Genomic DNA, 24,229 nt, shown 5'->3' with positions numbered 1-24,229 from the left:
TGGCGTTGGCCATGTGCTCCTGGTAGGCGGTGATCACCACCTCCACCAGGGTCAGGACCTCGTCCTTGCTGTAATCTGCCAATGGGCGGGTCATGCCGATGCTTCCCACGTATTCCCCCATTGGGCGCAGGGCTGCGGCTATGGCCGCTTTTTCAAGATCGGTGGCGTCCACCATATTTTTTGCCTCCAATAGCATCTCTCTCGGGACCGCCCTGATGCCGTTCATCAGCCAGACCAGGACGTGCCCCGGATTTCGTTTTATAATTCCCATGAAAATGGCCCGGTCCTTTCGGGAGAGGGCTCCCGGCCCGATGCGACGGGTGCGCAGCCCGGGCGGCAGGATGATCCAACCCCAGACCGGGTCGTGCCAGGTGCTCATCCGGCGGGTCCATGTTATCCCGAACATTTAGTCCCCTTTTGTTTTGACGGTTGGTTATGAGATACCATATGTTCAGGTTTCTAGTTTCGACGGCTAATCACTACGTTTCACGGAGCGCAAAATGACCAATCCACACGAAGCTGAATACTCCTACGACAAAGGAAGCTTTGAACAAACATGTGACTGTGGTTGTAAATTCCTCGTTGAGGTTACCGGACAGAAGGGCCATGAAGAGCCTGAAGAGTATTACTGCCCGGATTGCCGCAAGGAGTTCAAAACTCGTGCTTCAATCACTCCGAGAGTTACGAAGTTGTAGTCATCCATGCTCAGGCCACCTCCTTCAGCGCCAGCCGATCCGCCTCGAAGATCAAACTGCGGATCGCTGACTTGTTGAAGCGGAAGGTGAGAAGCGCCGACGCCTGATACCGGGTCAGATTGAGATCGTGGCGGTATTCTGCCGGCAGATATTGAAGCTGCTTTTCTGAAGCTGGCTGGTTGAGCCAGGAGCGGGTCTTGTGCGCCGACTCATCGGTCTCGTTCTCGTTGAGCCAGTCGTCGGCGGCCGCAAGGCAAACGGTGCGTTCGCCGATGGAGAGCAGTCGGGCATGATTGCCTTTTGCGCCGCCCACCGAATGCCAACGTCCGTTGAGGAAAAATACGCCTCCCCAGGCGGTAAAACCGTTGGCCACCAGAGCCGCGTCGTCGCCAAACAGATCGCACCAGCGAAAGTTGGAGCGTTTGAGCAGATCCACCTCCGACATGATAAAGTCGGTGATGACCTCGGGCTCTTCGCCAGGATCGGATTGTGATTCCCAGAAATATCCGCACAGGGGGCATTCCCGAACCGCCAGCGGTACCGTGGCCGCACACTCCGGGCACTCCTTGGTGGGAGCATCCCCTTGGAACTCCTTTCCATCCAGATTGGCGTCCTGCTCCAGGGAGCCGTGCAACAGGCTGGATGTACCGAAATCCAGGACGATGCAGTCGGTCTTGACCAACCCTGGGAACAGAGCCGGATCAACCGTACGCAGGCCACGCCCCACCATCTGGATCAGAGTGGATTTGTAGGAGCTGGGGCGGAGCAGAACCACACAACTGGTGGGTTGATGATCCCACCCCTCGGTGAGGACGGCGACGTTGACAACCACTTTTGCCGAACCATTTTCGAATCGGCTGAGAGCGGTTTTTCGTTCACCGTCGGCGAGGTCGCCGTAGATCATGACCGCCTCTACGCCAGCGGCGTTGAAGGCGCCGGTAACGTTGGTGGCGTGATCCACGGTGGAGCAGAACACCACGGTCTTTCGGTCACCGGCCTTTTCCTGCCAATGTTTGATGACTGCCTCTGTAACCGGGGCCTTGTTCATGATCCGGTCGACCTCTTTCATATCGAAATCGTCGACCGTTTTTTTTACATTCCGCAGGGCCTCCCGGGTTCCCACGTCGATAACGAAGGTTCGGGGCGGAACCAGATGACCGGACTGGATCAACTCTCCCAGCCGAACCTGATCTGCCACATTTGAAAAAATGGGACGCAGCGCCTTCCGATCCCCCCGATTGGGGGTGGCGGTGACGCCGTAAAGATGGCAGTCGGGATTGCGCTCCCGAGCGGCATCGATGATGCGCCGGTAGCTGGCGGCCGCCGCATGATGGGCCTCGTCGATCACCAGCAGTTCCAGTTCCGGCATGGCGTCCAGATTGGATGGCCGCGCAAGCGTCGGAACCATGGCGAAGGTGGCGCGACCGCGCCACGATTTGCCCCGGGCGTCCACCACGGTGGTGGAGAGGTTTGGGTTGACCTTGGCGAATTTTGAGACATTCTGGCGGGTGAGTTCGTCACGGTGGGCCAGGACGCAGGCTTTTCCGCCTGAATTGGCCAGCATCCTCCCCACGACGGCGGAGAGCATGATGGTCTTGCCCGCGCCGGTCGGAGCCACCCCCAGGGTATTGTTGTGCTCGTGAAGAGCGGTCACCGACCGCTCCACGAACTCCTGTTGCCGTTTCCGGAGAATCATCGTTCAGCCCCTCCGGATCACTGGGCCCATTGCGGACGAGGTGGAACACCCTGCGCTGATTGAGCAGGTTGCGACTGCTGAACAGGCTGCTGCCAGTTTTGCTGGGGAGATTGGTCTCCACCGGCGGGACCGTTCTGCTGCCAACCGCCAGTGGCGGCGGGAGCCTGAGACGTGGCTGGCGCGGGAGGAGCCGGGGGCGCACCGCCACCCGTGCCATGGTTGCCGTACTCCTTGTGATCCGGGGTAATGGCAAATTTGATGACATTTTTATCGTTGTCGTGTTGATCCTTTTCCACATCGAGCTTGGCCAGAAACTCGATACCGTCCAGGTCGGCGAGTCCGTTGATGCGACGGGCTTGTGCGGCCTGCGGAGAGTTGTCTTTTTCCGAGATGCCACGGGAGGAGTTGAGAATGGCGCGGATGAAAGAGCGCCCCATGTTGCCCCATTCCGGCCCTTTGTGGCTGAACAGGCCGATCAGGCTCCAGACCTTGCGGCGAGCATATGGGCCCTGGGTGATGACGAACTCGCAGTTGAGGTAAACCGAGCCGGTCTCCGGGTTGCGCATGGCGTAACCTCCGGTCCAACCTCTGTTGGAATCATCGAATCCACCGGGTTTGATGGTCATGCGTACCGGTACGATGGTTCCCTTGGGGATCAGGTCGTAGGAGGTCTGTGAATCGGCGTCGTTGAAGTCGGTCCAATTGGCATTCATAGTATTCAAGCTCCTGTGGTCATTTGCGTGTTAACGGGGCCATTGGCGGCGATCCCATTCGGCTGTCCCGCCGAATGGTCAGGGCGTTCGAAGCTCAGCCTTTCCGCCGCCGGCCTTGCCGGTTGATGAATCTTTTCCATAAGCCGCCCAAGATGGGGCTCCTCGATCATGGCGAGCCGTCCGCTACGGTCCTTGGCGGGATAGCTCCATGGGTTTATGGTTTGGCAGACAAAGGCGCGGTAGGACGGGCCTTCCTCGGGTTTCATCTCGGCCATGGTGATGACCTGGTCGACGATGCCGGGCAGTTCCAGACCGGTTTTGGCGCCCTCAATCTGGGCGGCGAAAAAACGGCGGTTGAAATCGTCTGTTTTCTCGTCGAGGATGCCGACAAACCACAGGTTCTTGTTCCGGGTATGTTGGAGATGGGTGATCCAAGCGATCATCTCCTGGCCGTGCAGGCCGTAGGCTCCTCGGATATCGGGTTTGCCCGTTTTTTCGGAAAACGCCTGTGGCTGTCCTTTGCACCATTGAAAACAGAGGCGGCCCGCCACGGTGATGGAGTCCACAAAGATGGTTTGGTATTTGGCGAGAACCCCAGGGTCGCCATACTTTTGCAGCACCCGGTCGTAATGGGCTTGGCTGTAATACTGATCATCGCGCAGAGCCGGGTTTGGACCGCCGATGAAGACCGCGAAATCCCGGCATTCATCCCAGGTGCGGGGCCGGATGGTGTCTCCGGGCCACCCTTCGACCGCCAGATCGCCGGCCTCCATGTCCATGAACAAGGTGACCTCGGCGGCCAGGGTCAGCAGTAGTGTGGTTTTGCCGATCCCGGATTTGCCCAGGATGACCCCTTTGACGCCGCGCTTTTCCGCCATGCGCTGATCAGCGCTGATGATGGGCAGGCCGCTCATGCCGCAGCCTCCCGGTCGACGAGAGACAATTTGAAGCTGGGCTTGCCCGGCTTGACCGTGCGGGCCGCCTCGAATGTGCTGCGGATATGTGCCGGCCAAGCGGTAAATTTACGCTCAGCCACCTTGTAGGCGACTTCCACGTATTCGCCCGGATCCTCACCGGCGCGGCGGATACGCTCGACGATCTCGCCGAGGCGCTTTTGGTCCCAAACCGGGCGCTTGGGCAGGTCGGCGGTAATGGTGACCTCGCCATCGTCAAATCGGATGGATCCGAAATCCTTTCCGGCATCCTTGCGCAGCAGAGCGGCGCGGTCGGCATAGCGCCGACTCAAAACGCCATCTAGCAGATCCTTGATGCTCTTGGCGCGCTCCATGGCAGTATTGGCTTGATCCTGAAGGCCGGTCAGCGTCACTGGATCCAGGGCGGCGACTTCTCCCATGGGCATGCGCCGCAGATGTTCGAGGGTGATTTGGTCATTCATGTTGTTTTTACTCCTGCTGAAAAATCCTGGAAAAACCGCACGTCAGGCCCGCCAGGAATCGGGCTCTTCGGGTACACTGCCCTAGACGTGCGGAACCGTGTCCACCTCAGATGGCCAACAACATGGCCACCCGGGTGGGGCGTTGTTCGACCGGCCTGTTCAGATGCCGGAGATAAAGCTCTTCGATCTGCCGAGTGGCCTGTACGGCGTCCACGTCCATCAGTTCGCAGATGAACCCGAACCCTCCGGGCTCCATGGACCGCCTGCGGAAGTACCGTTTGAGATGCAGCACCTCCGAGCGAAACAGGGGGTTGGCCCACAGGCTGGGATCCTTCTCCACCTTTTTAACCAGCGCTCGAACGTCTTTTACCGCTTGATTGAGGACGGCTATCCACAAGGCCATTTCCGGTTCCATCGCTCGACTCCTTTTCTCTTGGGTCCTGATTGTATTTACCGGAACGAGGGGAAAAACGTCGGACCGGGGGAGCATTTTTTCCGAATGATCCGACGAGCCCGTTTGAGGGCGTCATACAGGGTGGGACGAGGAATGCCCGTGTGGCGGGAAACGCCGGTGATGGAATCCAGGGAAACCCGGATGGCGACATCCCTGAGTTCAGAAGGAAGAAGAGCAAGCAGATCTTCCGCTTCCATACGGTTCTCGACCGCTTCTTCCCAGGTGGGCGCCTTGGACCACAGCCCCTGATCTTCCGAAATGGTCCCGATCCGTTCGGTTTTGACCCCGTCTTCGTCCATCAGCATGTCGTTCAGAGAGAGGTGGTTGACGCCACCGCCACGTATGGCGGCGGTCTCCCGTTCCAACATGCGGATGGCATGGTTGCGGATGACCTGGGAGAGAAAGGTGAGAAGCCCGGCGCGGCTGCCGTCAAAGCAACGGACCCGATCAAGAACATGCAGCGCCAGTTCCTGTTCGAAGTCCGCTGGTTCCGTCCAACGGAATGCCGGGTGTCGGGAGAGCTTTATCGCCTCCCGCCGGATAAGAGTGACTGCCCTGGGGTGAATCTCGTCGTATCTGTTCCTGGATTTCATGATGTCGCCTTTGTCCTGGGGGACGGGCATCGGCCCGATTGCCCTGGACTGGCGTCATGTCATCGAAGGAGGCTGAGTGAAGGTGGACAGGATGGCTGGAAATGAGGTTAAATCCCGCATGATCAACAAGTTGTCCTGCCTGTTGGTCGGCCAAAAAAAATAAAAAAAACTTCTCCGGCCCGATGACATGTCATCGAGATGCCGATGACGCGTCATCGGGGAAACGCTTGAATGGATAGCTGGAAAATGGAAAAGCCGGGGCAAGCCCGGCTGAAAGATGACGTCAAATTGTGGGGGAAATCAGCGGCGCTTGGTGGCGCGCCGTGGGGATGCGGAGCGGGCAGGCTCGTCCGGTTCGTAGTGGATTTCGAACAGGGTGCAGTAGGCTTTTTCGTCCTTTTTCCACTCGACAGGATGATTATCAATGCCGAAAAAGCGTTCCAGGTCCTTGTTCAGACGCCGGACCTGTTGGGGAACTTGGTTGTTGGCCCCAGAGGACTGCCAACTGAATCTTCCATGGTTCTGAGCCAATTTTTCAAGCAGCTCCCATTGGACGGATGGCTCCCGGCTTCTGCGGTTCTCCATGCCCATGGTCGAAAAGCTGACCGTTTCGGAGACCCCCTGACATAACAAGGTGGCGCGATGCCCATCCAGAAAACGGATACGCAAATCCCTCCATGTGGCGTTCGGGGGCGTCGGAAAAGCCGGGGTGGATGGGATTTCCTCTTCTTGCGGGAAGATCTCGTCATGAAAGGCGGTGATGTATTCGTTGGCAGTCTGGGAAATCGCGAACCGACCGTTGCCGCCATCCATCAACATTTCATCGAGACGAAGAAGATGCCCCTTGTGGGCCTGGAGAAGGGTTACGGTCTCAGTTGAAACGGCGCTGGCGATGGGAACGGCCAGCATGAACGGCCCCGCACTGATCCGACAGAGTCGTTGGACCGCTTCGGCCCGTTTCGTCTCATGGAAGGCCAGCAGCATGTAAACCGGAAACCGCCGCCCAGCAAAGGGGGTATAATCACCAACATGCCAACACTCGCTGAGTCCCTCCACGGTATCGAAATGCGCTTCAATGGCCAGCGCCTGAGCCACCCACCCGGCCAACTTGCCGCGATCCAGGGTATAAACGAAAATATCGGCAAGGGATAGCGCCACATCGTCGCAATTCCGTTCTTCCTGATCCCCGCATACCGCCACGATGGAACCATCACGGTGTTCCACCACCTCCCTGGGACAGCCCGGACCGCCGGGGCTGGGGCATGGATAGCTTCTGGATTTTCTGCCGGTGGATTTCAGAATGGGTTTGACCAGGGAGAACTCGTTACCCAGATATTCCCGCCATTCCGCCAAGACGCCGGAAAGCCCCGGAATGTTTGCGATTGCAGTCCAGAATTGCGAAATAGCACGCAACTTTCATCCTACTCCAGTTTTGTGATAGGCATTTGAGGCACTTTTTGAACCAACTTCTCCTTGAACCTCTCTTCCACTTCAGCAGCAAGCCTCTCTCCTTCTTGAAGTCTTTCCACTGGGAAGTCTGGACCAAACAGGCGATTTATCCATGATTGTCGAATCAACTCTGAAGTTGGCCGTGAAATCCAATAGGGGTCTGTTTTCTTTCCAAGCCGTTCTTGTACATCAGTGATTTCATGCTGAGGTTCCCTCTGTAAAATCCAGAGCAAAACATCAACTGCTTGAAGTGGAAGAATATCTTTGGATGACGGTGAACTAAAATTTCCCAGACCCCAATCTACCATGACAACTTTTGCTGCGATATCGGCTGATCCTGCTTGAACTCCAGAGAACCATGTATGCATTTTCCTCATGGTCTTATTAAACTCTGAGCTTTGATCATGGATAAATGCAACAGGAACAGCATTATGTTTTTCTGCAAAACTATGCACAGAGTTGATCAGAATGCTGAAAGCTGCGATGTTTGGAGCCTCAAGCTTTCTGTAGGATTTCCCCGAATGACCAAATGACAATTTCTCCATATTGCTAAGAGCATGATTGAATGCATCCCTTACAACAGTCTGGAGACGCCTATCGCTCGTATGCCTATCTAAATAAGTCTGCGCATTCCTGATACAAGCCTTCACTTCGTCGTGATTGCTTGAAAGATATGCTGGCCAAAACCGCCTTTTATTTCTTGGCGTTAAAACATCATCCATCAGACAGCATAGAGTATGTCTGAGGAATTCAGAATTATACCAAAGCCACCGCGCCCCATCATTCTCACCAGAGTCAAAAATAGCATCCACAAATTTTGTGGTTGCCATGTACGGTTTATGGATTTTCGAATGGTGGAAGACCCAGGTAGTTGATGCGTCAAGCGCATTGATAATATCCGTAGCAATTTCAGCGTTTTTTGTCGAAAGAAATTCATTCGCATGAATTCGTTCAACACCCAGTTCATCACAATGGCGTCGGAGTATTGGGCGAACCACAGGGTCAATGTCATGTAGGCAGATCAACCCCCCTTGGTGGTACCACTCGGGCTCGTGAAATATTTCTTTCCCCGTGTTCCCTGATTCATCACCGTAAATATACATTTTTTCATCCAAATTTATGATTTACGGTAGCACTTCTGGTTGTGGAATGGGAGTTGCTGGCTCAAAGCCCGCATCGGCCTGTTCCTCCTCCTGGCTGGAGAGAATGAAACCACGCAGGGCCATCCATTTTTCCAACAGAAGGCTGTCATCATCCCGGGTGTACATGGCCTGGTTGGCCGGGCGGATGGTGACGGTGCGGCTTTTTCCGGAATCGGCGAACTTCACCTCGAACTTGGCCATGATCAGCCGCAGCTTGGAAGAGAAGGAACGGTCCCGTTCCTTCATGGCCCCGAACAGATCCTTGGCCTTTCGGATCTCTATTTCAGAATGTTTGCCGCCCCGGTAGATGGTGACCTCGCGGAGCAGGATCCATTCGATTCCCTCCACATCATCACAGGCGAGGGATTCAGCGCCATCATCCAGCAAGGGTTGCAGGGTGTACTTTTCATCCCCAGGGAAGTGGTTATCGTTGCTGAAGATGTGGCGCCCCACCTGCGACAGGTACATCTCCCGCTCGCCCTTGGAACCGGCCTTGATGCTCAGTTCGTTCAAATCCTTGTCGTAGACCAGAACATCGTGGCATTCGGGGCGGTAGTAAATGCTCCCAGATTTGCCATCCTGAATGGATCCCTCCCGCTTGAAGCGCATGCCGTGCCGGACCACCAGATTCACCTTGCGGCCATGGGGAAAGACAAAAACGCGGCTGCCGCGCCCCCGGAATTTTTCCTCAAACCACTCATCCATCCCCTTTTCCAACGTCCGCAAAACAGAAGCATCAGGGAGGGAAAACTTACCATTCCAGCCGCTGTGGCCGCAAAAGTACCGGAAAGAGCGGGCCCGGAAGATGAACGTGTTGGCGTGCTGCCGCTCCAGAAGCTCCCGATTGGTCAGAAACACCTGGATGGCGATATCAGCCGGACTCGATTCCGGGTCATGCTCAAGCGTCAACCCCTGGGCCTTGGCCGCCTCCAGTAGACGGTCCATGCCCTCATCGGTGGACATTTCATGGATCAGGTAGAGGGATTCCAGCAACGCCTGGGGCGCATCCGTTTCCATGCTCATCAGCACCGAAGCCAGCCGTTCATAATCCACCGGACCCCCGCCATTACCGGAGAGGGAGATGCCACGCCCCGACAGGAATTCCGCATGCGGCTTGAGAAAAGCCACAAGGCGGAGCGGGTTGATGCTTTTCAGTGCATCAGGATGAGCAAAACGGCGGATGTTGAATGTGGCCATGGCAGACGCTCCCTCAATCGTCAAAATCTTTGGCCCGGCCACGAACAGCCAGAACCTTCCCAATAATTTTGAGATCATCATCCGGAGCAATCAGAATGGTGGCATATGCCGCATTGGCAGGCCGCAACTCGATCCGATCTCCGGAAATGAAAAGCCGTTTGACGGTGGCCTCATCCTCTAGGAGGGCCACGACGATATCTCCATTTTCTGCCAGCGGCTGTTGGCGGACGATCAAAATATCCCCTTCATGGATATCCGCTTCCACCATGCTGTCGCCCTGTACTTCCAGGGCAAAACAGCGTCCCTGAGCCACATTCGACTCCACCAGAACTTCACCGACATGATTTTCCGTGGCGAATATCGGCAGTCCGGCGGCCACCTTTCCCACAATGGAGACCGGCACAAGCCGGGAAACAGATGGGGGCCGCCGTATGATTTCCAATGACCGCGCCTTGCGCGGCGTTCTCTTCAAATAACCCTTCCGAGCAATCTTGCCGATCTGTTCATGGACCGTAGCTCCCTTGATACCCAGGGCATCGGCCATTTCCTGCACGGTCGGCGGCATGCCTTTTTCGTCAATGAAAGCCTGGATCGCTGCCATCAGGCGTTCCTGCGCTCCCGTCAGCCCTTCCACCGGCTTGGGGCCGGAACGGCTTGGATCATCCCTGTTCACAATACTCCCTCACAAAGTTGGCCCCACAATCAGGCGAATGGACCTAATCTATATCAGGAGTCAAAAGCGCCGCAAGAAAAATTTATATGACTTGGATTGTGCCCGACGTTTTTCTCCTCGTTCCGGTATTTCAGAGAAAGGGGCGTCATCACGCCCCACCCGAATGAGGATGATTTTCCATGACCAACGGCTGTGATCCAAATCTGTTGACCGCCACCGAGCGCCTGGATGAGGCCGCCGCCATCCTGGCCGTCGGCATCCTGCGCTTTCGGATAAAAAAGAGAACAAAAACAGGTAATTCAGAGACTTTTCGACTGGATAAACCGCCCGGCCAATGCCCTTATGTGTCTGAAGAACAAACCAATTTTGGAGGCAGACCATGATGGCGAAAACGGATGTGATCAAACAGGTGGCCGCCCTTCCGGGCATGACCACCACCAGGCTGAAAGAGATGTGGCAGGAGCTTTTCGACGCCGACCCGCCGCCATACGCCAAACAGTTTCTGGTAAAACGACTGGCATACCGGCTTCAGGAGTTGGCCTATGGCGGGCTGTCGAAACAGACGGAGGAGCGGTTGAAGACGCTGGCCAGGGATGAAACGCAGATCGGGCGCAATCAACCCAAAGGAGACGGCAGACCGGTGGTTGGCACCCGTCTGATTCGGGAATGGAAGGGAATCGACTACTGCGTAACGGTCCTGGCCGACGGTTTTGAATACCAGGGACGGCCCTTCCGCAGCCTGTCGGCGGTGGCCCGGGCAATTACCGGGACGCGCTGGAACGGCTGGACGTTTTTTGGGGTCCGCCGCCACGGCAACGGAGGGGATCAATGAAAAGGCAGCAGGTTAAACCCAAGGTGCGGTGCGCCATTTACACCAGAAAAAGCACCGACGAGGGACTGGACATGGAGTTCAACACCCTCGATGCTCAGCGGGAGGCCTGCGAAAATTACATTGCCAGCCAGAAGGCAGAGGGATGGACCCCGGTCCCGGACCGTTATGACGACGGCGGATTTTCCGGTGGAAGCCTGGAGCGACCGGCGCTGAAGCGGCTTTTGACCGATATCGAAACAGACCGCATCGACTGCGTGGTGGTGTACAAGATCGACCGCCTGACCCGCTCCCTGATGGATTTCTCCAAGCTGGTGGAGATTTTCGAGCGGGGCAAGGTCACGTTCGTCAGCGTGACACAGCATTTCAACACCACCAGTTCCATGGGGCGGCTAACGCTCAACATTTTACTTTCATTCTCGCAATTTGAAAGAGAGCTTGCCGCCGAGAGAATCCGGGATAAGTTTGCCGCCTCCCGGAAACGGGGCATCTGGATGGGCGGCCACCCGCCGCTGGGATATGACGTCCAGGACCGCAAACTGGTCATCAACGACGCCGAGGCGGATCTGGTCCGGCATATTTTCAAACGCTACATCCAGATCGGCTCCACCACCACCTTAACCCAGGAGTTGGCAGAGGCAGGCCATCAGAGTAAATCCTGGGTCACCACTTCCGGCAAATCAAGGGGCGGAAAACCCTTCAACAAGGGAACCCTACTCAAGATCCTCAACAACCGTGTTTACATCGGCGAAGCGGTCCACAAGGAGGTATCCTATCCCGGGGAGCACAAGGCGATCATCAATAAGACCGATTGGGACCGGGTTCACTCCATTCTGGAGATCAACGCCCCCCGGCGCGCCAACCGCACCCGCGCCCAAACCGCCGCGCCCCTCAAGGGAATCCTGCGCTGCGGATCCTGCGGTCGGGCCATGAAACCAAGCCACACGCGCAAGGGCGGGCGGCTCTACCGTTATTATACCTGCCAGAACGCCCTGAAAAATGGCCACGACGCCTGTCCGCTGAAAACCGTGGCGGCCCGAGAAATTGAGGGGATCGTCTTGGGCCAGTTGCAGACTCTGACCCGGACGCCGGAGATGGTGGCCAAAACCTGGAAAGCGGCTAAGATTGATGAGGATTGGGTTACCGAACGGGAGATCATCGAGGCGCTGCAAAGTCTGGAGCCGGTTTGGGAGGCACTCTTTCCCGGCGAACAACACCGCTTGGTGCAGCTTCTGGTGGACCGGGTAACGGTCAACATGAATGAAATCGAGGTACGCCTCAGAGGTGAAGGGCTGGAGACCCTGGCCCGGGATCTTGGCAATAAGGAGATCGCCGCATGAACATGAAACTCGCCAGCGATGGCAAGACCATCGTCATCCGCATCCCATATCGTTTCCGCCGCACCGGCGGTCGCAAGGAGATCATCGCCCCGGAGGGAGTCGAGTCCGCTTTCCTACCGCCAACCCGGCCCGATGAGGCATTGATCCGCGCCCTGGTCCGGGCCTTTCGCTGGCAGGAGATGATGGAGAGCGGACAGGCGGCGTCGGTGAAGGATCTGGCGACCAGAGAAAAGATCGATCCCTCGTATGTGGCCCGCACCCTGCGCCTTACCCTGCTGGCCCCCGATATCGTTGAGGCGATACTGGAGGGGCGGCAGCCGGAATCCCTGTCGGTGGAAAAAATGCGGCTTCAGTTTCCAGTGGCATGGGAAGAGCAACGCAGGCACTGGGGAATGGCGAAATCGGCAGGAGAAGGGCAATTGTCCTTTGCTGTGTGATAGAATTTATTTATGGTCCTGGTGTTTTTCAAATCCAACCAAGGAAACCGCGCCATGGACAATACCATTCCCATCACCCTGGACCAGTTGGACGCCATCAACCGCAGCCTGAACAAGGCCATGGCCGTATCCCGCGTTCTGGCCAATTGCGGCCCCGGAAAACGCCCCATGACGGATCCGCCGGAAGCGGTGGACCTGTTTCTGGTGATGCAGATGGTGTTGGAGGAGATGGAGGGGATCTGGACGATAACGAAGAAACTCGGGGGCGGCCTGCCGGAGTAGAGCCTTCACGGCTCGGTCGCCTGCTGGGCAACCATCTGTGCCAGCTCATCCCGAATCGACGCCAAGGCCATAGGTTCCAATTCTCCGAGCAAAAGGATGACTTCCGCCAGCAGATCATCCTCGGCATAAAAGTATGGCACCGGCGTTTCCAGCACATCGGCGATCCTCTTCAGAGTCTGATAGTCGGGAACGTGGGTGTCCCGCTCATACTGGTTCATCCTGGCGCTGGCCCCCGAGGGGTCCATGCCGGCGGTCACCCCCAGGTTGGCCTGTGAAAGTTTGGCTCTTTTCCTGGCTTCCCGCAGCCTTTTCGGTATTGGAGTCTTCGCCATCTCTGCCCATATCCTTATCCGTTGAAATTGGCTAAGATTTTCTTAGGAATTGTATTGCCGTGATACTAAGGAGTCCTTAGCATGTGGCCGCATGAGAGCCACGGCCTTCATCCTCGCCGCAACCCTGGCGATTTTTCCGGCATCGCTGGTCCCAGCCAGGGAGGAGAAGAGCTACGGCAACATCGAGGGCGTGATCTACCGGGGCAACTACGACGGCGACACCATCCGGTTCGACATCCCAGGGGTTCACCCACTGCTGGGGGACAATATTTCGATCCGGGTTCGGGGAGTGGATACGCCGGAGATCCGAGGAAAATGCCCAGCGTAAAGGGAAGCGGCGGTAAAGGCGCGAGACGAGGTCGGGAGGATTCTGGGGAAGGCTAAGCGAATCACCTTGATGGAGATCGGGCGGGGAAAATATTTTCGGATCGTCGCCCGCGTGGAAGCGGATGGCGTGGATGTGGGGCAAGTTCTGCTACAGAAGGAGTTAGCGGCCCGGTATCATAGCAGAGGAAACTCAGGTGGTTGGTGCCCGCACTGAAGGAATTCCCTTTGGTTTCATCGGGTCGGGACTTTAGCTCTTCCTGATCAATGGCGATAGGGAAGATGCGCACCGGTTCAAACGGATGCACGTCAATGGGTCAACTGTTTCAAAAATTCACAGAGATCGCTATAGTAGCGGGATTTGCTCCATGGCAGTTCCAGCCAGGAGGTATCCAGGCAAGACAACGAATTGGCATAAACCGATGATAGTTCCTATTCGCGCAAATTTGGAAGGCTCCGCTGCCGATCGATTTCTTGCTCTGGCCCGAACACTGGCCCGTGCCGCACCCAAGGATGAAGAGGATCGCATGGCCCTTCTTGCGTCGGAGCTGGAATGGGCGAGTTCGCATATATCACTTGAGGATCAGCGTCTTGCATTTGAGGCCGCTGTTCGCGTGATGTTTGACTTGGAGCGGTTAGGTTGGCAGGTTCGAGAGGAAGGATATGGCGTCGAGTTGTACGCTGCCCCCCCCAGGACCCATGGTCTGGATCCGAAGGCAATCCAACAGGAGAAACAGAAAACTAGGGCAATATTCCTTCCAGCAGTTAAAGCCCAACTCAGCGACCCGACAGTGCGTGTTTTTGCCAAACGTATGGATGAACCTGGGCCAAAAACTGGAAAGAAGCCGATCACCCTTTTGATCGCAGAAGGCGCGGAACTTCATGCTCGTCTACTCGCCTTCAAGCAGGGCTCCAATGGGGAAAAAGTCTCTCCCACACCTCCTGTTCGACCATACCTACAATTGGCCACTCCAGAAGAAGTCGATGAATATACCGGTCTATCGCTTCGTGAGATCTGGCGCTATTTTCGCTTTACGTGGTCCATCCCTCAGTTTTCAACGCCAGGTCGACAGTTACTCTATTTGGTTCGGGATGCGGCACACCCCTGTCACGCCGTTATGGGTATTATCGGGCTTAATAACACGGCATTACAGATGGGTGTGGAACGCGAATATGATCTAGGTTGGAGTTTGCGCGCCCTCACCGAGCGACTTCTTAACACTAACAGCAGTGAGAAATTGGCAGAGGAGTACGCATGGCTGGAAGTCCAACTTGCGGCGACCATCGAAGATATTGAGGCAAAGGGGCTGGTCGAACCGGAGGAAATTGAACAGCCCAATGCGACCGTGATTGCTAGGCTGAGGCGTAAGGCGCAGGAGTTCGATCATCTACGGGATGAAACTCTGAGGGAGTTGGCGCGGTTGCGCTCAGGCAACGATGGTCCGCTCCTTCCGGTTGAGGCGGATGAGACAGACATCGGCGAGGATCACCCACCTGTTGCTGAGGAAATCCTGAATCTTGAAGCAAAGCCAGCAAAAAATCCGACGATGCAGAAGGCCCGGAGACATTTGGTGGCCCGAAAGCGTGCGGCTCTTTTGGCTGCTCTTCTTCAGTCCCGTCTTACCTTACGTTCTCATCATGCTGGTTTGACCGACCCAGACAACCTGAAAGCGACCCTTGGGCAGGAGGACGTTGGGGTTGCGCTGCAGACGATTCTTGATGCCCTGAAGAGTCGATTCGCAGGCATTAATATCCTTGAGATCAGCACTTGCGGGGCCATACCACCCTACAACCATATCCTGGGCGGGAAGCTTGCCGCCTTGCTGTTGTATTCACCACAAATCGCGGCTGACTACCAAAAGCAGTATTCCGGTCCGTCCATCATTTCTTCCCAGATAAAAAATGCTGAAGTACGCCGTGAAAATGCCCTGGTCTATTTGAGCACCACCAGTCTTTATGCCCAGGGAAGCAGCCAATACGAACGGGTAAAATTACCTTCTGGAATCATCTCCCCCGATCAGAAGGAGTTACGCTTTAGGAAGCTTGGTCTTACTGCCGGTTTTGGGACTTTGCAGTTCATGAATGAAACCCGTCAAGCAGTGGAAATATTTTTAAAAAGTCGTCGTGGGTTCAAAGATGTCAACAGCATCTTTGGAGAAGGGCCAAGTCCAAAGCTGCGACTTTTGGCAGCAGGGCTGCGTGAGTTGGGTTTTTCACCCGATTCTCTGATGCGGCATAACAGGCAGCGCCTGATCTACGTGACCGCATTGTCCCCCCATGCTGTTGATTTTCTCAATAACCGTTCTGTCACACTCGCCGATTACATTTTACAGCCACAGAAGTTTCAGGATACAACAAAGAGAATCGCTGATTTTTGGACAACACGTTGGCTCGTTTCCAGAATGCGGCATGTTCCCAGCATGATGGCCGTCTTAACAGCTGGGAAATGGAAGCTGAGCGATCGGATTCCCTCTTTGAGTGAGGAGCCTGCTGCCGTGGTCGATTCAACCGGTCCAATATCAGAGGTGGTGGTTACCGAATCAGTCCAACCCGCATCCCCGGCTTTGGCTTTTTGGAGGCAGCTTGCCCAATCTGGAGCCAACGTCACTTCCGATTCCCTGTCCGAGTCAGAGCTTGAGCGATTGCATGTTAAACTTGACGTGGAAGATTTCATTAAGGATGCCGTCAGCAAAGGGTTCAGTCTGTTTCTGACTGGCAATGCGGGAGATGGAAAGACGCACGTCCTCAAAAGGACTGCCCCCGAACTGCGCGCTCATGGGGCGATTGTCGTTGAAGATGCTACCGCTACCATGCGCAGGGGGAAAATTGCTCCGGTGCTTGACCGCTGGCGCGAGGCCGTCTCATCCCAGGTTCCCTTCTGCATCGCCATCAATGAATACCCCTTGCACCTGCTGCGAGCAGCCGCCAAAAAGGCGTTGCCTTCCCAAGCAGAGGAACTGGATCGTCAGTGTCGCAACCGACTCGTCTACGGTCCAGAAACCGAGGCGGAGTCAGATGGAAAGAACCTCCTCGTCATTGACTTGAGCCAGAGGAATCCTCTAAACAGCCGGATCGCCGGTTCCATGCTGGATCGTCTATTGTCAGATCCGGATCTTGATCAGACGTCTCCCGAGGTTGCCCCCATGCTCAAGCAAAACCTGGAGCGGCTTCGAGATGACCGAATACGGAAACGTCTGCTTGCACTATTTGACAGGCTTGCTGCAATTGGTTCCCGGACGACCATGAGGGAGTTATGGATCCTCTTGGCGCGGTTGGTTCTTGGGTGTCGGGTTGACCTGTCTCCATCCTATGGAGATGGCTTGGATTATCGGTATTCGGACATCATGTTCATGCGCGACCCGCGTTTTTGCCTTGCCGAGACCCTAACCTACACTGATCCAGCGGCACAGAGCCACCCACTGTGGGATGCGTTATTGGAAGATCGGGCAGAAATTCTGGAATCTGGGTGGTGGTTTGGCGTTCCCAGCATCGGAGTAACGGTCCGACCGGATCTAAAGGAATTCCAGGCATTGAAACGCACCTTCTATTTTGAGCACAACAATGGTGACAAGGCTTTTGAGTTGGAGGATGCCGATTCCACCGATTTTTATAATCTCATGCGAGTGGAGCAGGATGATGACTCTATCGTTAAGCGCCGACTGATCCAAGCAATCAATCGAGCGTTCTGTCCTCGGAATTTCCCAGGTTGCGAAGATAACCTCTACCTGTGGAGCGGACATCGGTTCCATGAACAGCCAACCCGATCGTTTCTCGCGAACCGATCCATCCCTTTGACCCAGCTTCGCTTGTTCAAACCACGAATTCCACTGCGGGTATTGAAAGCAATTCCAGGGTATCAACCGGACCATTTATTGTTACAGCATGCATCATCCAATGGTCACGTTGCCAAACTGCGAGTAGACTTTCCGTTGTTTAGAACATTGCAACGCCTCCGGAGAGGACTGCCCCGAAAACTGCTCCCGGAGAGGGACGCTTTCCGACTGGAATCCTTTGTTGAAGCATTGGATGCCTCAAGTGCCTTGGAGGACCGTCGAATTTTTTCGGCCCATTTGGAACGCCGAGAATTGTTGGAAGTCCAGTTGACTCAGGATATGAAAAAATATGAACGCATCACCAAACACGCGTAGCGGAGAAGTGAAGCAGGTGGACAGACAGAAGGTCACACACCTTCAACGCATGTCCCTCGGCTACCTTCCTATGCGCATGAAGCCTGTCCATTTTGCCACCAGCTTTTTACTGGCGCTGTGCCGTCGTTATCGACGGCTCGAATGGCTCAACAAGACTGCAAATCCTAAAGCCACAGAACGTGCGCCAGAAGATGAATACGTTGCCGAAAACCTTTTCCCGCTCTTGCAGGACGATTCTGAGGAGATTCTCTCGTCCAAACTGAAAATGGAGGAATTTAAGCTACTCCGCCAACATCTTAACGCCGCATTTAATAATGATGGCGCTGCACTTGGAGCGGCTTTTACTCCCTATTCGACCTTTGGGTGTGACTACAGCATGCCTTCTATGGAGTTCCTTTCCAACCAATCCAAGAACCATGGCAATGCCGGCGCTTTTGCTTGGTTGGTATTGGACGTCAGTCGTCCGGGAAAGGATTTCCTGTCTCTGGCTCGGAAAATTGCTGATAACGCCACCAGCCCTGCCGCCATGTTTGGCAGACCCCTTATTGATGATTCCACCGAAGAGTATGCCCAGGATTTGTCCGACCTCTGTGGCAGTCCACCTTTAGGCTTTCTGAAATCCAGCAGTGACTTGATGCGACATCAGACGGAAGCTTTGCGAAAGCTAGCCGGCAACCTGCAGCATCATCCCACGGCCTTCGCTTTGCGTCATCTGGTGCTGGGCCTTGGCTCATGGCTGCTGGTTTACCAAATTCGTCGCATCGTCAACTGCGATCAGACGATATTCTTTTGTGACTTTACCGGTGAAACGAGATCTCGCCTGCGGGCTCAGTCGGCAGCATGTTATTCGAGGCAGTTGGGACTGTTTGGGCGTAGTCTCCACCTCTGGATGGAATCCAACCCAAGTGGCGTATCAACAGAAGATTATGAAGCTTTCAGTAAGCTTGGGGTCAAGGCATCCAAGGATCTTGAGGACCATTTCAGGGATTTTTCAGTGCGGATTGGTTGGGTTCAACCTCGTACAGGGACACCATTCAAATACTTCCGTCCCCAACCCGACACCATGCGCGTTTTGCTGATGAGCGTATTAGAACCCAATGAGGTGTGTACCATGGATGAACTGGCGGAGCGACTGCGACGACACTGGAACCTTGTTCTCGGGTTGCTTCCAAAGGACCACGCCACCCTTCTTCAGCACGGATACACTCCACTTGACGAGGACTCCGATCTTCAAGCCAATCGGGAGGCGTTCAAGCAGTTGGCTGTCCACCTTGGTCTGGCATGGGAACCATCAGATGGACTTGTGCTGTTTTCCTTGAACCCTGACCACCTACTGTGAAGATGATCCTAATGGATGCCAAGGGTTACACTGCTGTCGCTATTGCCCGTTGGATTGCGGGACGCCTCCAGGTTGATAACGATTTTGCCTGTGAAGGTTTGCCCCCACTGGACGTTGGCATTCTATTCCACGAGTTGGCGGAGTATCCTGCATTCAATGATATCGCCTCACAATTTTCCATTGCCATCTCTGGACATGGCGTTACTCCGGTGGATATGGGAGAACTTGCCAGGAAAGCGGGATTGAAGGAAATCCGCGCATTTGCCGATGATCTTCACTTGGCTGCAGAATGGAGAAACGACCGTGAAAATCACCCGAGAGCCATTGTTCTTGCCTCGGGTTACAATGCCGGAGTCCATACTCTAAAACATTATGCTCGTCCTTCGAGTACGGATCTGGCGACCGCCTTGCTCGAGGATGCCTGCATCAAGCTGCCGATCCAAGCACCGAATTCACCTGACGTGCACCGTGTATTGCTCTCTGCGTTTGTAGAAGATCGCGACTTGGAACCCTTGTTGTCTTTGGAGTCGTGCGCAGGATTCCTAGCCCATTGGGATGAACTTCGGGTCTCCAAAGGCAATGATGCGCCACGACATGCACTGAAGTCCCTTGGTCTCTTGACCGACGAAAACCTATTTGGGGCTAACAATCTGGGACAGAGACTAAAACTCAATCTGGAAATAACACAGAGAGTAAAAACGCTTCGTTCTTCGATCCTTCACACCTTGGCTGGCAAGCGTTATCGGGACGCAGAAAAACAGCGCTTGGTGGCGGAGGCAGTAGCAGCGGTTGAACACTATCTCAGTTCCCTTCAGCGTGGACAGGATGCGCCACTCGATTTGTCACAAGCTTTGGTGGTGGTCAAGCCACCAAAGGACGAGAAAATACCGACTATCCTCGAAGATGAAAACGATGAACAGGAGGCAGAAGATAGAGACACCGAGGATACTCCCTCGTTTTCCAAGGAGTCATCTGATGCGCTGCTTGATGGCCGAGAGGATGACCTGAAATCAATTGCCGACGCAATTGATCAAGCCTGGGAAGAACGGGATAAGAACGGAGATAATGAGGTTGAACTGACGGCCACTTTGCCAGGAAGCGGGCAGTCAGTTCATGAAAAAATGGCCATTGCCACTGACGTTTTGGAGTGGGTCGGAGATTTCTGCAACGAAACCAATTGGGGAGGATTCTTCGAGACTTCCGAAACATCTGTGCGGGCCGCTCTTACCGGAATGGCGGATCAGTCGCCAATTTTTCTTAAGCCCCAATCCATCGTGGTTATTGAGGGGGAAACCTTATCCCTTGAGTCCATCCTGACGGCCTGGGATGAAGACCTTCCAGATTTGGTTGGGGCTACGACCACGTTGGCTCAAACATGGCGGGATTTCAGTGCGCTACGTACTGAATTGTTACCGCACCTTGGAAAGTTGATCTACCACCCTCGGCACTGGTTGGATGGACGCCCGCAAGTCCTTGAGCAAGTCCGGCGCTACCTGGATCTGGCAGCCACCCTGTACCGTGAAACCCAGGAACACTACCGGGTTATGGCATCCAACAGCCCTGATTGGGCCCGGGCAGCCCTGGAAGCCTTGTTGGCATTGGACATCGTACAGATCCGGGTACTGCAGACAGAGGGGAAGCATCTTGCCAAGGCCGTTTTGCTTCCAACCCACCCGCTTCACATCTGGCGCAATGAACGGCTATCCACCTTGTTGCGTGGGCTGGCCCAAAGCACCTCTATGGGGAGTGACGAACGCGAAACGGTTTGGAAAGAGCTAGAACGTCCAGAACAATTTCTCTCTGTAGTTCGGCTTTCAACCCTTCCTGGTGGTCTTGGGTTAAGTCAGATGCTCCCGTACACAAGCCAGATCGAGGGGTTGCCCGTTTTTGAAAACCTGAGCAACGCTTGTTCAGGGTCAGATGGCGCTCAAACCCTAAAAAAGGCTCTGGAGCAGTTTATCCTACTGCACCCAAATCACCCCTATCCCCTGAGGGTAGCATTGGTAAATCCTCCACGGGGTGAGGACTTGATCATGGAGGTCGTACGTTTACTCAATGATCATCGTTACCGAAGCGGACAAAAGCTATCCGCAGTGCATCTCGATTTATACGCCAGTGGCCAACATCGCGATCGCTTACATGGCGCTCTTCGCTTTCAGGATACCCGCAAAGAAGATGACATCCAGGAGAAAGTGGCTCTTGACCGACTCCAGTTTCGTCTCCATGACGATGGGTTGACCGGCTCAACCAGTCTCGGATCGGTGGTTGAGCAACTGAGGGAACGCCCAAGCCATTTGGTGGCCATCTTTGACGAATCCACCATACGACTACGACAGCAGGCTCTAAGCCGGGTATTGCCAATGAGCCCTTTTTGCGTTCGCTATGATGTGCAGGTGGACCATCGGTCAGGAAGGATAGACCTGCGCCCCCAGCCGGGGGATTCCCCGTTCAGCGAATTCTTGCAACTCATGAATGAACTGGATGGCAGCCAGCGTGATGGCACCATTCAGGTTTATGCCGACGCGGAAGGACTGGCCGACACAGCTGACGCTCTTCTGCAGGGGGATCGACCTGCGACTCGATGGCTGTTCCTTGCTGACCGGGCATTGCCCTCCGAGGCGGGGATGCAATCGGTCCGCATTTGGGAACGTCGAGAGGGATTGCGCGATACGTTCTTGGCCACTCGCGACTTTGGAACTCTGGCTCGCCTGCTTAGACCCGTCTTCAGCCGTTGCAATCTCACCCTTTCGCCTGTCGCCATGCAACGCTTGTTGCATCAAGGTGCCCGTTTGTTGGGCAGTGGTCTTCTGGAAATCATCAAGACACAGGATGGCCAGCCAGACCAAAAAAAGGTCATTGGTCTTGCTGGCTTACTGTTCGCGGCAAGAGACATACAGCGCAGATATCCTGGGGCATTGGTAATCTCCGTTGATCACCCTCTTGCACGCCTATGGCTGCGGTCTGGGGTGCGGTCCCTGGCGGAACGGTGTGACCTCCTGGTGATGTGGGAAAATACTTCGACATCAGTGTTCGAGTTGATTGCCGTAGAGGTCAAGTCCTCGGATGAAAAGCTTCTCAGCAATGCGTCAACTCGTTTGGCGCACGCTGTGGATCAGATTGGCAACACATTGAATGCGATCGCCGACGGACTGGGAGCGGCAGGGGATGGACAAACATCACCTCTCTCCATTCCCCGCTGTGAAATGTTGAAACAAACTTTGGCCCGCGCAGCCCAGGCTCGTTCTGGTAACCCTTCACTGGACAGAGTAAACCGCATTCGTTGGGGCTCTTGGCTGATGCGGCTTTTCGGGCAAGGCGAAAACACATCCCCAGCGGTCCTATTGAGTGGTTGTATCGTGAGCGTCCTCTTGCGTAGAGCGGCCGTTGGGTTGGAGGAACAGATTGCCTCCGATGGTGACAACCTCATTGTTCATAGGGTTCTGGGTGAACGTGAGGTGGGCGAATTGCTTGAGTGGGAACCCAGTGAACTACCTGGTCCAGATGCTGGGTCCACACCTTCAGGAGGGAAATCCCAGACGCCTCTCGCCGATATGGGGATGGAATCCACATCGACCCAACTCTCAAAGGAACCAGTTCAATCAGCAACTGGCTCGTCTGGGAATTCAGGCATACAAAGACCAGAAACGGAACAAACAACGCCCAGATTCATGGGGAGTACGGCATCACCACTGGTGAGTGACAAAACTCAGAATAAAGCATGGCCGCCTCCTGTCAACAAGCTTGAGATGATTGGACAGGACGAGGCCGTTGCCCGGCTGGTTGAGCAGGCCGTGTTCGCCAAGAAAACCAAAAAGCGCTTTTCTGATAAATTACTCGTCGGGCCGGCAGGTGTCGGGAAAAGTACTTTAGCGCGCAAAATAGGTGCAATGCTGCTGAATTGTGAACCTTTATTCTTCAATGGGTCTGACTTGCGACGTCCATCCGACCTTGTTAATCGTCTCAACCAAGGAGGAATTTTACCTGAATCAACTTCAGGAGATACGATTCTTATTCCCCCGTGTTTACTGTTCATTGATGAAGTACATGGCATTTCTACCAATGTTTTGAACGTTCTCCTTTCAGCAATGGATGATAGCCGCGTCACCACAATTGACGGTCATGTTTATGACTTCAACCAAGTAGTCCTTTTGTTGGCTACAACCGATCCTGGCAGGCTGAGCGAGGCATTCCAAAGCCGACCAAACAAAACTTGGCTCCAACCTTATACCCTCCATGAGATGGCTGGGATTGTCTGGCTGCATGGAAAAAAATGCCTGGACGGTGCGGAACTTACCATGGATGCATGTTATGAAATCGCCGCCCGCAATCGCTGTAACCCTCGCAGGAGTGTTCGCGAGTTGAGCGAAACCCTGTTGCCACATTTTTTCAGCAGAATACTCCAAGAAGGTAATCATGAGCCATCCCTTAAGGATACGGCGAAGATCATGACCCGTGAGAACATTGCCGATTTCTATGAGAGCCAAGGTGTGGATGCCAATGGGCTCGATAATCTGGCCCTACGGTTCTTGAATTATCTGAAACAACACGGCAGTTCTTCTGAAGCCACCCTACGTCAGGGTCTCGGTTTGGCTCACCAACAGGACTTCGTGGAATCGGCGGAATATTTGGTACGTCTAGGCCTGATTGTGACCTCCTCGGCAGGCAGGAGTCTAACCAGGCAGGGGGAACGCTATCTGAAGGTAACTCCCTTGCCAGACCTGCGGGAACGAATTTCCAGAGCGATGTGAGTTGGATGTTATGGAAGATTGCGGCAACTCGAAAATGGTTTGATCCCAGTCCCCCTCGGCAACCCAATTCAGGAGGTGAACCCGACTTGTGGTCGGATTCTCCAACATATTGAAATTGAAGCATTCGTTCCGGTCCGTTTTGGAGCAAAATAACGGACCGCGACCGTTTGCGGGAGAGAAAGAGAGAGAAATGGGCCGGAATAGGGCCAAAGTGGGGGTGGGACGGTCTGGTTGCGGGGGCGGCGGCGCTTCGCCACTATCGCCCTAACCATTGGAAACATTGAAGAATTACGCCCAACAAAAAACCGCCTCGGAGGGCGGTTTTTCATCAGAGAAAGTATCCCTGGGAATAATTGGTGGAGGTGGCGGGAGTCGAACCCGGCTCCGCACTTTCCAGGGAGACACTGAAAGAAGTCAATCGCAATGATTTCAAAGAGTTCTG

20 protein-coding genes are annotated in these 24,229 nt (G+C 54.9%); 8 read left to right on the top strand and 12 right to left on the bottom strand.

What is annotated here, in order from left to right:
• From HQL52_13685 to lexA, 11 genes are all read right to left on the bottom strand, one after another.
• On the bottom strand, positions 1 to 406 hold a 406-nt coding region (locus tag HQL52_13685; GenBank protein MBF0370499.1), incomplete at its 3' end, for a hypothetical protein.
• Between the two features lie 299 nt (positions 407 to 705).
• A complete protein-coding gene (locus tag HQL52_13680; protein MBF0370498.1) occupies positions 706 to 2,391 on the bottom strand; it encodes a DEAD/DEAH box helicase in 1,686 nt (561 codons plus the stop codon).
• A 17-nt stretch (positions 2,392 to 2,408) separates the two neighbouring features.
• Positions 2,409 to 3,104 carry a hypothetical protein gene (locus HQL52_13675; protein MBF0370497.1) on the bottom strand — a complete coding sequence of 232 codons (696 nt, stop codon included), beginning with the start codon at positions 3,102 to 3,104 and terminating at the stop codon, positions 2,409 to 2,411.
• A gap of 5 nt (positions 3,105 to 3,109) precedes the next feature.
• Entirely contained in the window at positions 3,110 to 4,018 is a 909-nt protein-coding gene (locus HQL52_13670) for an ATP-binding protein (protein MBF0370496.1), read from the bottom strand.
• Complete coding sequence (locus HQL52_13665) at positions 4,015 to 4,500, bottom strand: hypothetical protein (protein MBF0370495.1); 486 nt, start codon at positions 4,498 to 4,500, stop codon at positions 4,015 to 4,017. Before HQL52_13665 ends, HQL52_13670 begins: the two co-directional genes overlap by 4 nt.
• A gap of 106 nt (positions 4,501 to 4,606) precedes the next feature.
• Positions 4,607 to 4,915, bottom strand: coding sequence for a hypothetical protein (locus HQL52_13660; protein MBF0370494.1), 309 nt, complete (start codon positions 4,913 to 4,915; stop codon positions 4,607 to 4,609).
• Between the two features lie 35 nt (positions 4,916 to 4,950).
• A complete protein-coding gene (locus HQL52_13655) occupies positions 4,951 to 5,547 on the bottom strand; it encodes a sigma-70 family RNA polymerase sigma factor (protein ID MBF0370493.1) in 597 nt (198 codons plus the stop codon).
• Positions 5,548 to 5,847: 300 nt separating this feature from the next.
• On the bottom strand, positions 5,848 to 6,960 hold the full coding sequence (locus HQL52_13650) for a hypothetical protein (GenBank protein MBF0370492.1): 1,113 nt from the start codon (positions 6,958 to 6,960) through the stop codon (positions 5,848 to 5,850).
• Positions 6,961 to 6,968: 8 nt separating this feature from the next.
• The gene (locus tag HQL52_13645) at positions 6,969 to 8,099 is read right to left on the bottom strand and encodes a hypothetical protein (GenBank protein ID MBF0370491.1); all 1,131 of its coding nucleotides are present in this window, start codon (positions 8,097 to 8,099) and stop codon (positions 6,969 to 6,971) included.
• Between the two features lie 21 nt (positions 8,100 to 8,120).
• Positions 8,121 to 9,335: a hypothetical protein gene (locus tag HQL52_13640; GenBank protein ID MBF0370490.1), complete on the bottom strand. Its 1,215-nt coding sequence runs from the start codon at positions 9,333 to 9,335 to the stop codon at positions 8,121 to 8,123.
• A 13-nt stretch (positions 9,336 to 9,348) separates the two neighbouring features.
• Positions 9,349 to 9,936 carry a transcriptional repressor LexA gene (gene lexA / locus HQL52_13635; protein ID MBF0370489.1) on the bottom strand — a complete coding sequence of 196 codons (588 nt, stop codon included), beginning with the start codon at positions 9,934 to 9,936 and terminating at the stop codon, positions 9,349 to 9,351.
• Positions 9,937 to 10,390: 454 nt separating this feature from the next.
• Here lexA and HQL52_13630 point away from each other — a divergent pair, with 454 nt between their 5' ends.
• The 4 genes from HQL52_13630 to HQL52_13615 are packed head-to-tail and all read left to right on the top strand — an operon-like array spanning position 10,391 to position 12,896.
• Positions 10,391 to 10,840 carry a DUF2924 domain-containing protein gene (locus HQL52_13630; protein ID MBF0370488.1) on the top strand — a complete coding sequence of 150 codons (450 nt, stop codon included), beginning with the start codon at positions 10,391 to 10,393 and terminating at the stop codon, positions 10,838 to 10,840.
• Complete coding sequence (locus HQL52_13625) at positions 10,837 to 12,177, top strand: recombinase family protein (protein MBF0370487.1); 1,341 nt, start codon at positions 10,837 to 10,839, stop codon at positions 12,175 to 12,177. Before HQL52_13630 ends, HQL52_13625 begins: the two co-directional genes overlap by 4 nt.
• 2 nt (positions 12,178 to 12,179) lie before the next feature.
• Positions 12,180 to 12,614, top strand: coding sequence for a hypothetical protein (locus HQL52_13620; protein ID MBF0370486.1), 435 nt, complete (start codon positions 12,180 to 12,182; stop codon positions 12,612 to 12,614).
• Between the two features lie 54 nt (positions 12,615 to 12,668).
• The gene (locus tag HQL52_13615; protein MBF0370485.1) at positions 12,669 to 12,896 is read left to right on the top strand and encodes a hypothetical protein; all 228 of its coding nucleotides are present in this window, start codon (positions 12,669 to 12,671) and stop codon (positions 12,894 to 12,896) included.
• A 5-nt stretch (positions 12,897 to 12,901) separates the two neighbouring features.
• On the opposite strand, the gene HQL52_13610 is transcribed toward HQL52_13615, so the two are convergent.
• Complete coding sequence (locus HQL52_13610) at positions 12,902 to 13,228, bottom strand: helix-turn-helix transcriptional regulator (protein ID MBF0370484.1); 327 nt, start codon at positions 13,226 to 13,228, stop codon at positions 12,902 to 12,904.
• Positions 13,229 to 13,319: 91 nt separating this feature from the next.
• Between HQL52_13610 and HQL52_13605 the strand changes: the two genes are divergently transcribed.
• From HQL52_13605 to HQL52_13590, 4 genes are all read left to right on the top strand, one after another.
• Positions 13,320 to 13,556, top strand: a complete 237-nt coding sequence (locus HQL52_13605) for a hypothetical protein (protein MBF0370483.1) — start codon at positions 13,320 to 13,322, stop codon at positions 13,554 to 13,556.
• Between the two features lie 364 nt (positions 13,557 to 13,920).
• Positions 13,921 to 17,700: a DUF4338 domain-containing protein gene (locus HQL52_13600; GenBank protein MBF0370482.1), complete on the top strand. Its 3,780-nt coding sequence runs from the start codon at positions 13,921 to 13,923 to the stop codon at positions 17,698 to 17,700.
• Positions 17,675 to 19,039: a hypothetical protein gene (locus HQL52_13595; protein MBF0370481.1), complete on the top strand. Its 1,365-nt coding sequence runs from the start codon at positions 17,675 to 17,677 to the stop codon at positions 19,037 to 19,039. Before HQL52_13600 ends, HQL52_13595 begins: the two co-directional genes overlap by 26 nt.
• Positions 19,040 to 19,050: 11 nt before the next feature.
• On the top strand, positions 19,051 to 23,787 hold the full coding sequence (locus HQL52_13590) for an AAA family ATPase (GenBank protein MBF0370480.1): 4,737 nt from the start codon (positions 19,051 to 19,053) through the stop codon (positions 23,785 to 23,787).
• Positions 23,788 to 24,229 lie beyond the last annotated feature (442 nt).

The organism is Magnetococcales bacterium (assembly GCA_015232395.1).
Taxonomy (GTDB): domain Bacteria; phylum Pseudomonadota; class Magnetococcia; order Magnetococcales; family JADFZT01; genus JADFZT01.
Note: the sequence above shows the minus strand (reverse complement) of the source record. Positions and strands in the feature narration are given on the sequence as shown.

What these genes read in the sequence shown, in the direction of transcription:
- HQL52_13680 (MBF0370498.1), bottom strand. Translation starts at nt 2,391, where the DNA reads ATGATTCTCCGGAAACGGCAACAGGAGTTCGTGGAGCGGTCGGTGACC.
- HQL52_13675 (MBF0370497.1), bottom strand. Translation starts at nt 3,104, where the DNA reads ATGAATGCCAATTGGACCGACTTCAACGACGCCGATTCACAGACCTCC.
- HQL52_13670 (MBF0370496.1), bottom strand. Translation starts at nt 4,018, where the DNA reads ATGAGCGGCCTGCCCATCATCAGCGCTGATCAGCGCATGGCGGAAAAG.
- HQL52_13665 (MBF0370495.1), bottom strand. Translation starts at nt 4,500, where the DNA reads ATGAATGACCAAATCACCCTCGAACATCTGCGGCGCATGCCCATGGGA.
- HQL52_13660 (MBF0370494.1), bottom strand. Translation starts at nt 4,915, where the DNA reads ATGGAACCGGAAATGGCCTTGTGGATAGCCGTCCTCAATCAAGCGGTA.
- HQL52_13655 (MBF0370493.1), bottom strand. Translation starts at nt 5,547, where the DNA reads ATGAAATCCAGGAACAGATACGACGAGATTCACCCCAGGGCAGTCACT.
- HQL52_13645 (MBF0370491.1), bottom strand. Translation starts at nt 8,099, where the DNA reads ATGTATATTTACGGTGATGAATCAGGGAACACGGGGAAAGAAATATTT.
- HQL52_13640 (MBF0370490.1), bottom strand. Translation starts at nt 9,335, where the DNA reads ATGGCCACATTCAACATCCGCCGTTTTGCTCATCCTGATGCACTGAAA.
- lexA (MBF0370489.1), bottom strand. Translation starts at nt 9,936, where the DNA reads ATGGCAGCGATCCAGGCTTTCATTGACGAAAAAGGCATGCCGCCGACC.
- HQL52_13630 (MBF0370488.1), top strand. Translation starts at nt 10,391, where the DNA reads ATGGCGAAAACGGATGTGATCAAACAGGTGGCCGCCCTTCCGGGCATG.
- HQL52_13625 (MBF0370487.1), top strand. Translation starts at nt 10,837, where the DNA reads ATGAAAAGGCAGCAGGTTAAACCCAAGGTGCGGTGCGCCATTTACACC.
- HQL52_13620 (MBF0370486.1), top strand. Translation starts at nt 12,180, where the DNA reads ATGAAACTCGCCAGCGATGGCAAGACCATCGTCATCCGCATCCCATAT.
- HQL52_13615 (MBF0370485.1), top strand. Translation starts at nt 12,669, where the DNA reads ATGGACAATACCATTCCCATCACCCTGGACCAGTTGGACGCCATCAAC.
- HQL52_13610 (MBF0370484.1), bottom strand. Translation starts at nt 13,228, where the DNA reads ATGGCGAAGACTCCAATACCGAAAAGGCTGCGGGAAGCCAGGAAAAGA.
- HQL52_13605 (MBF0370483.1), top strand. Translation starts at nt 13,320, where the DNA reads ATGAGAGCCACGGCCTTCATCCTCGCCGCAACCCTGGCGATTTTTCCG.
- HQL52_13600 (MBF0370482.1), top strand. Translation starts at nt 13,921, where the DNA reads ATGGCAGTTCCAGCCAGGAGGTATCCAGGCAAGACAACGAATTGGCAT.
- HQL52_13595 (MBF0370481.1), top strand. Translation starts at nt 17,675, where the DNA reads ATGAACGCATCACCAAACACGCGTAGCGGAGAAGTGAAGCAGGTGGAC.
- HQL52_13590 (MBF0370480.1), top strand. Translation starts at nt 19,051, where the DNA reads ATGGATGCCAAGGGTTACACTGCTGTCGCTATTGCCCGTTGGATTGCG.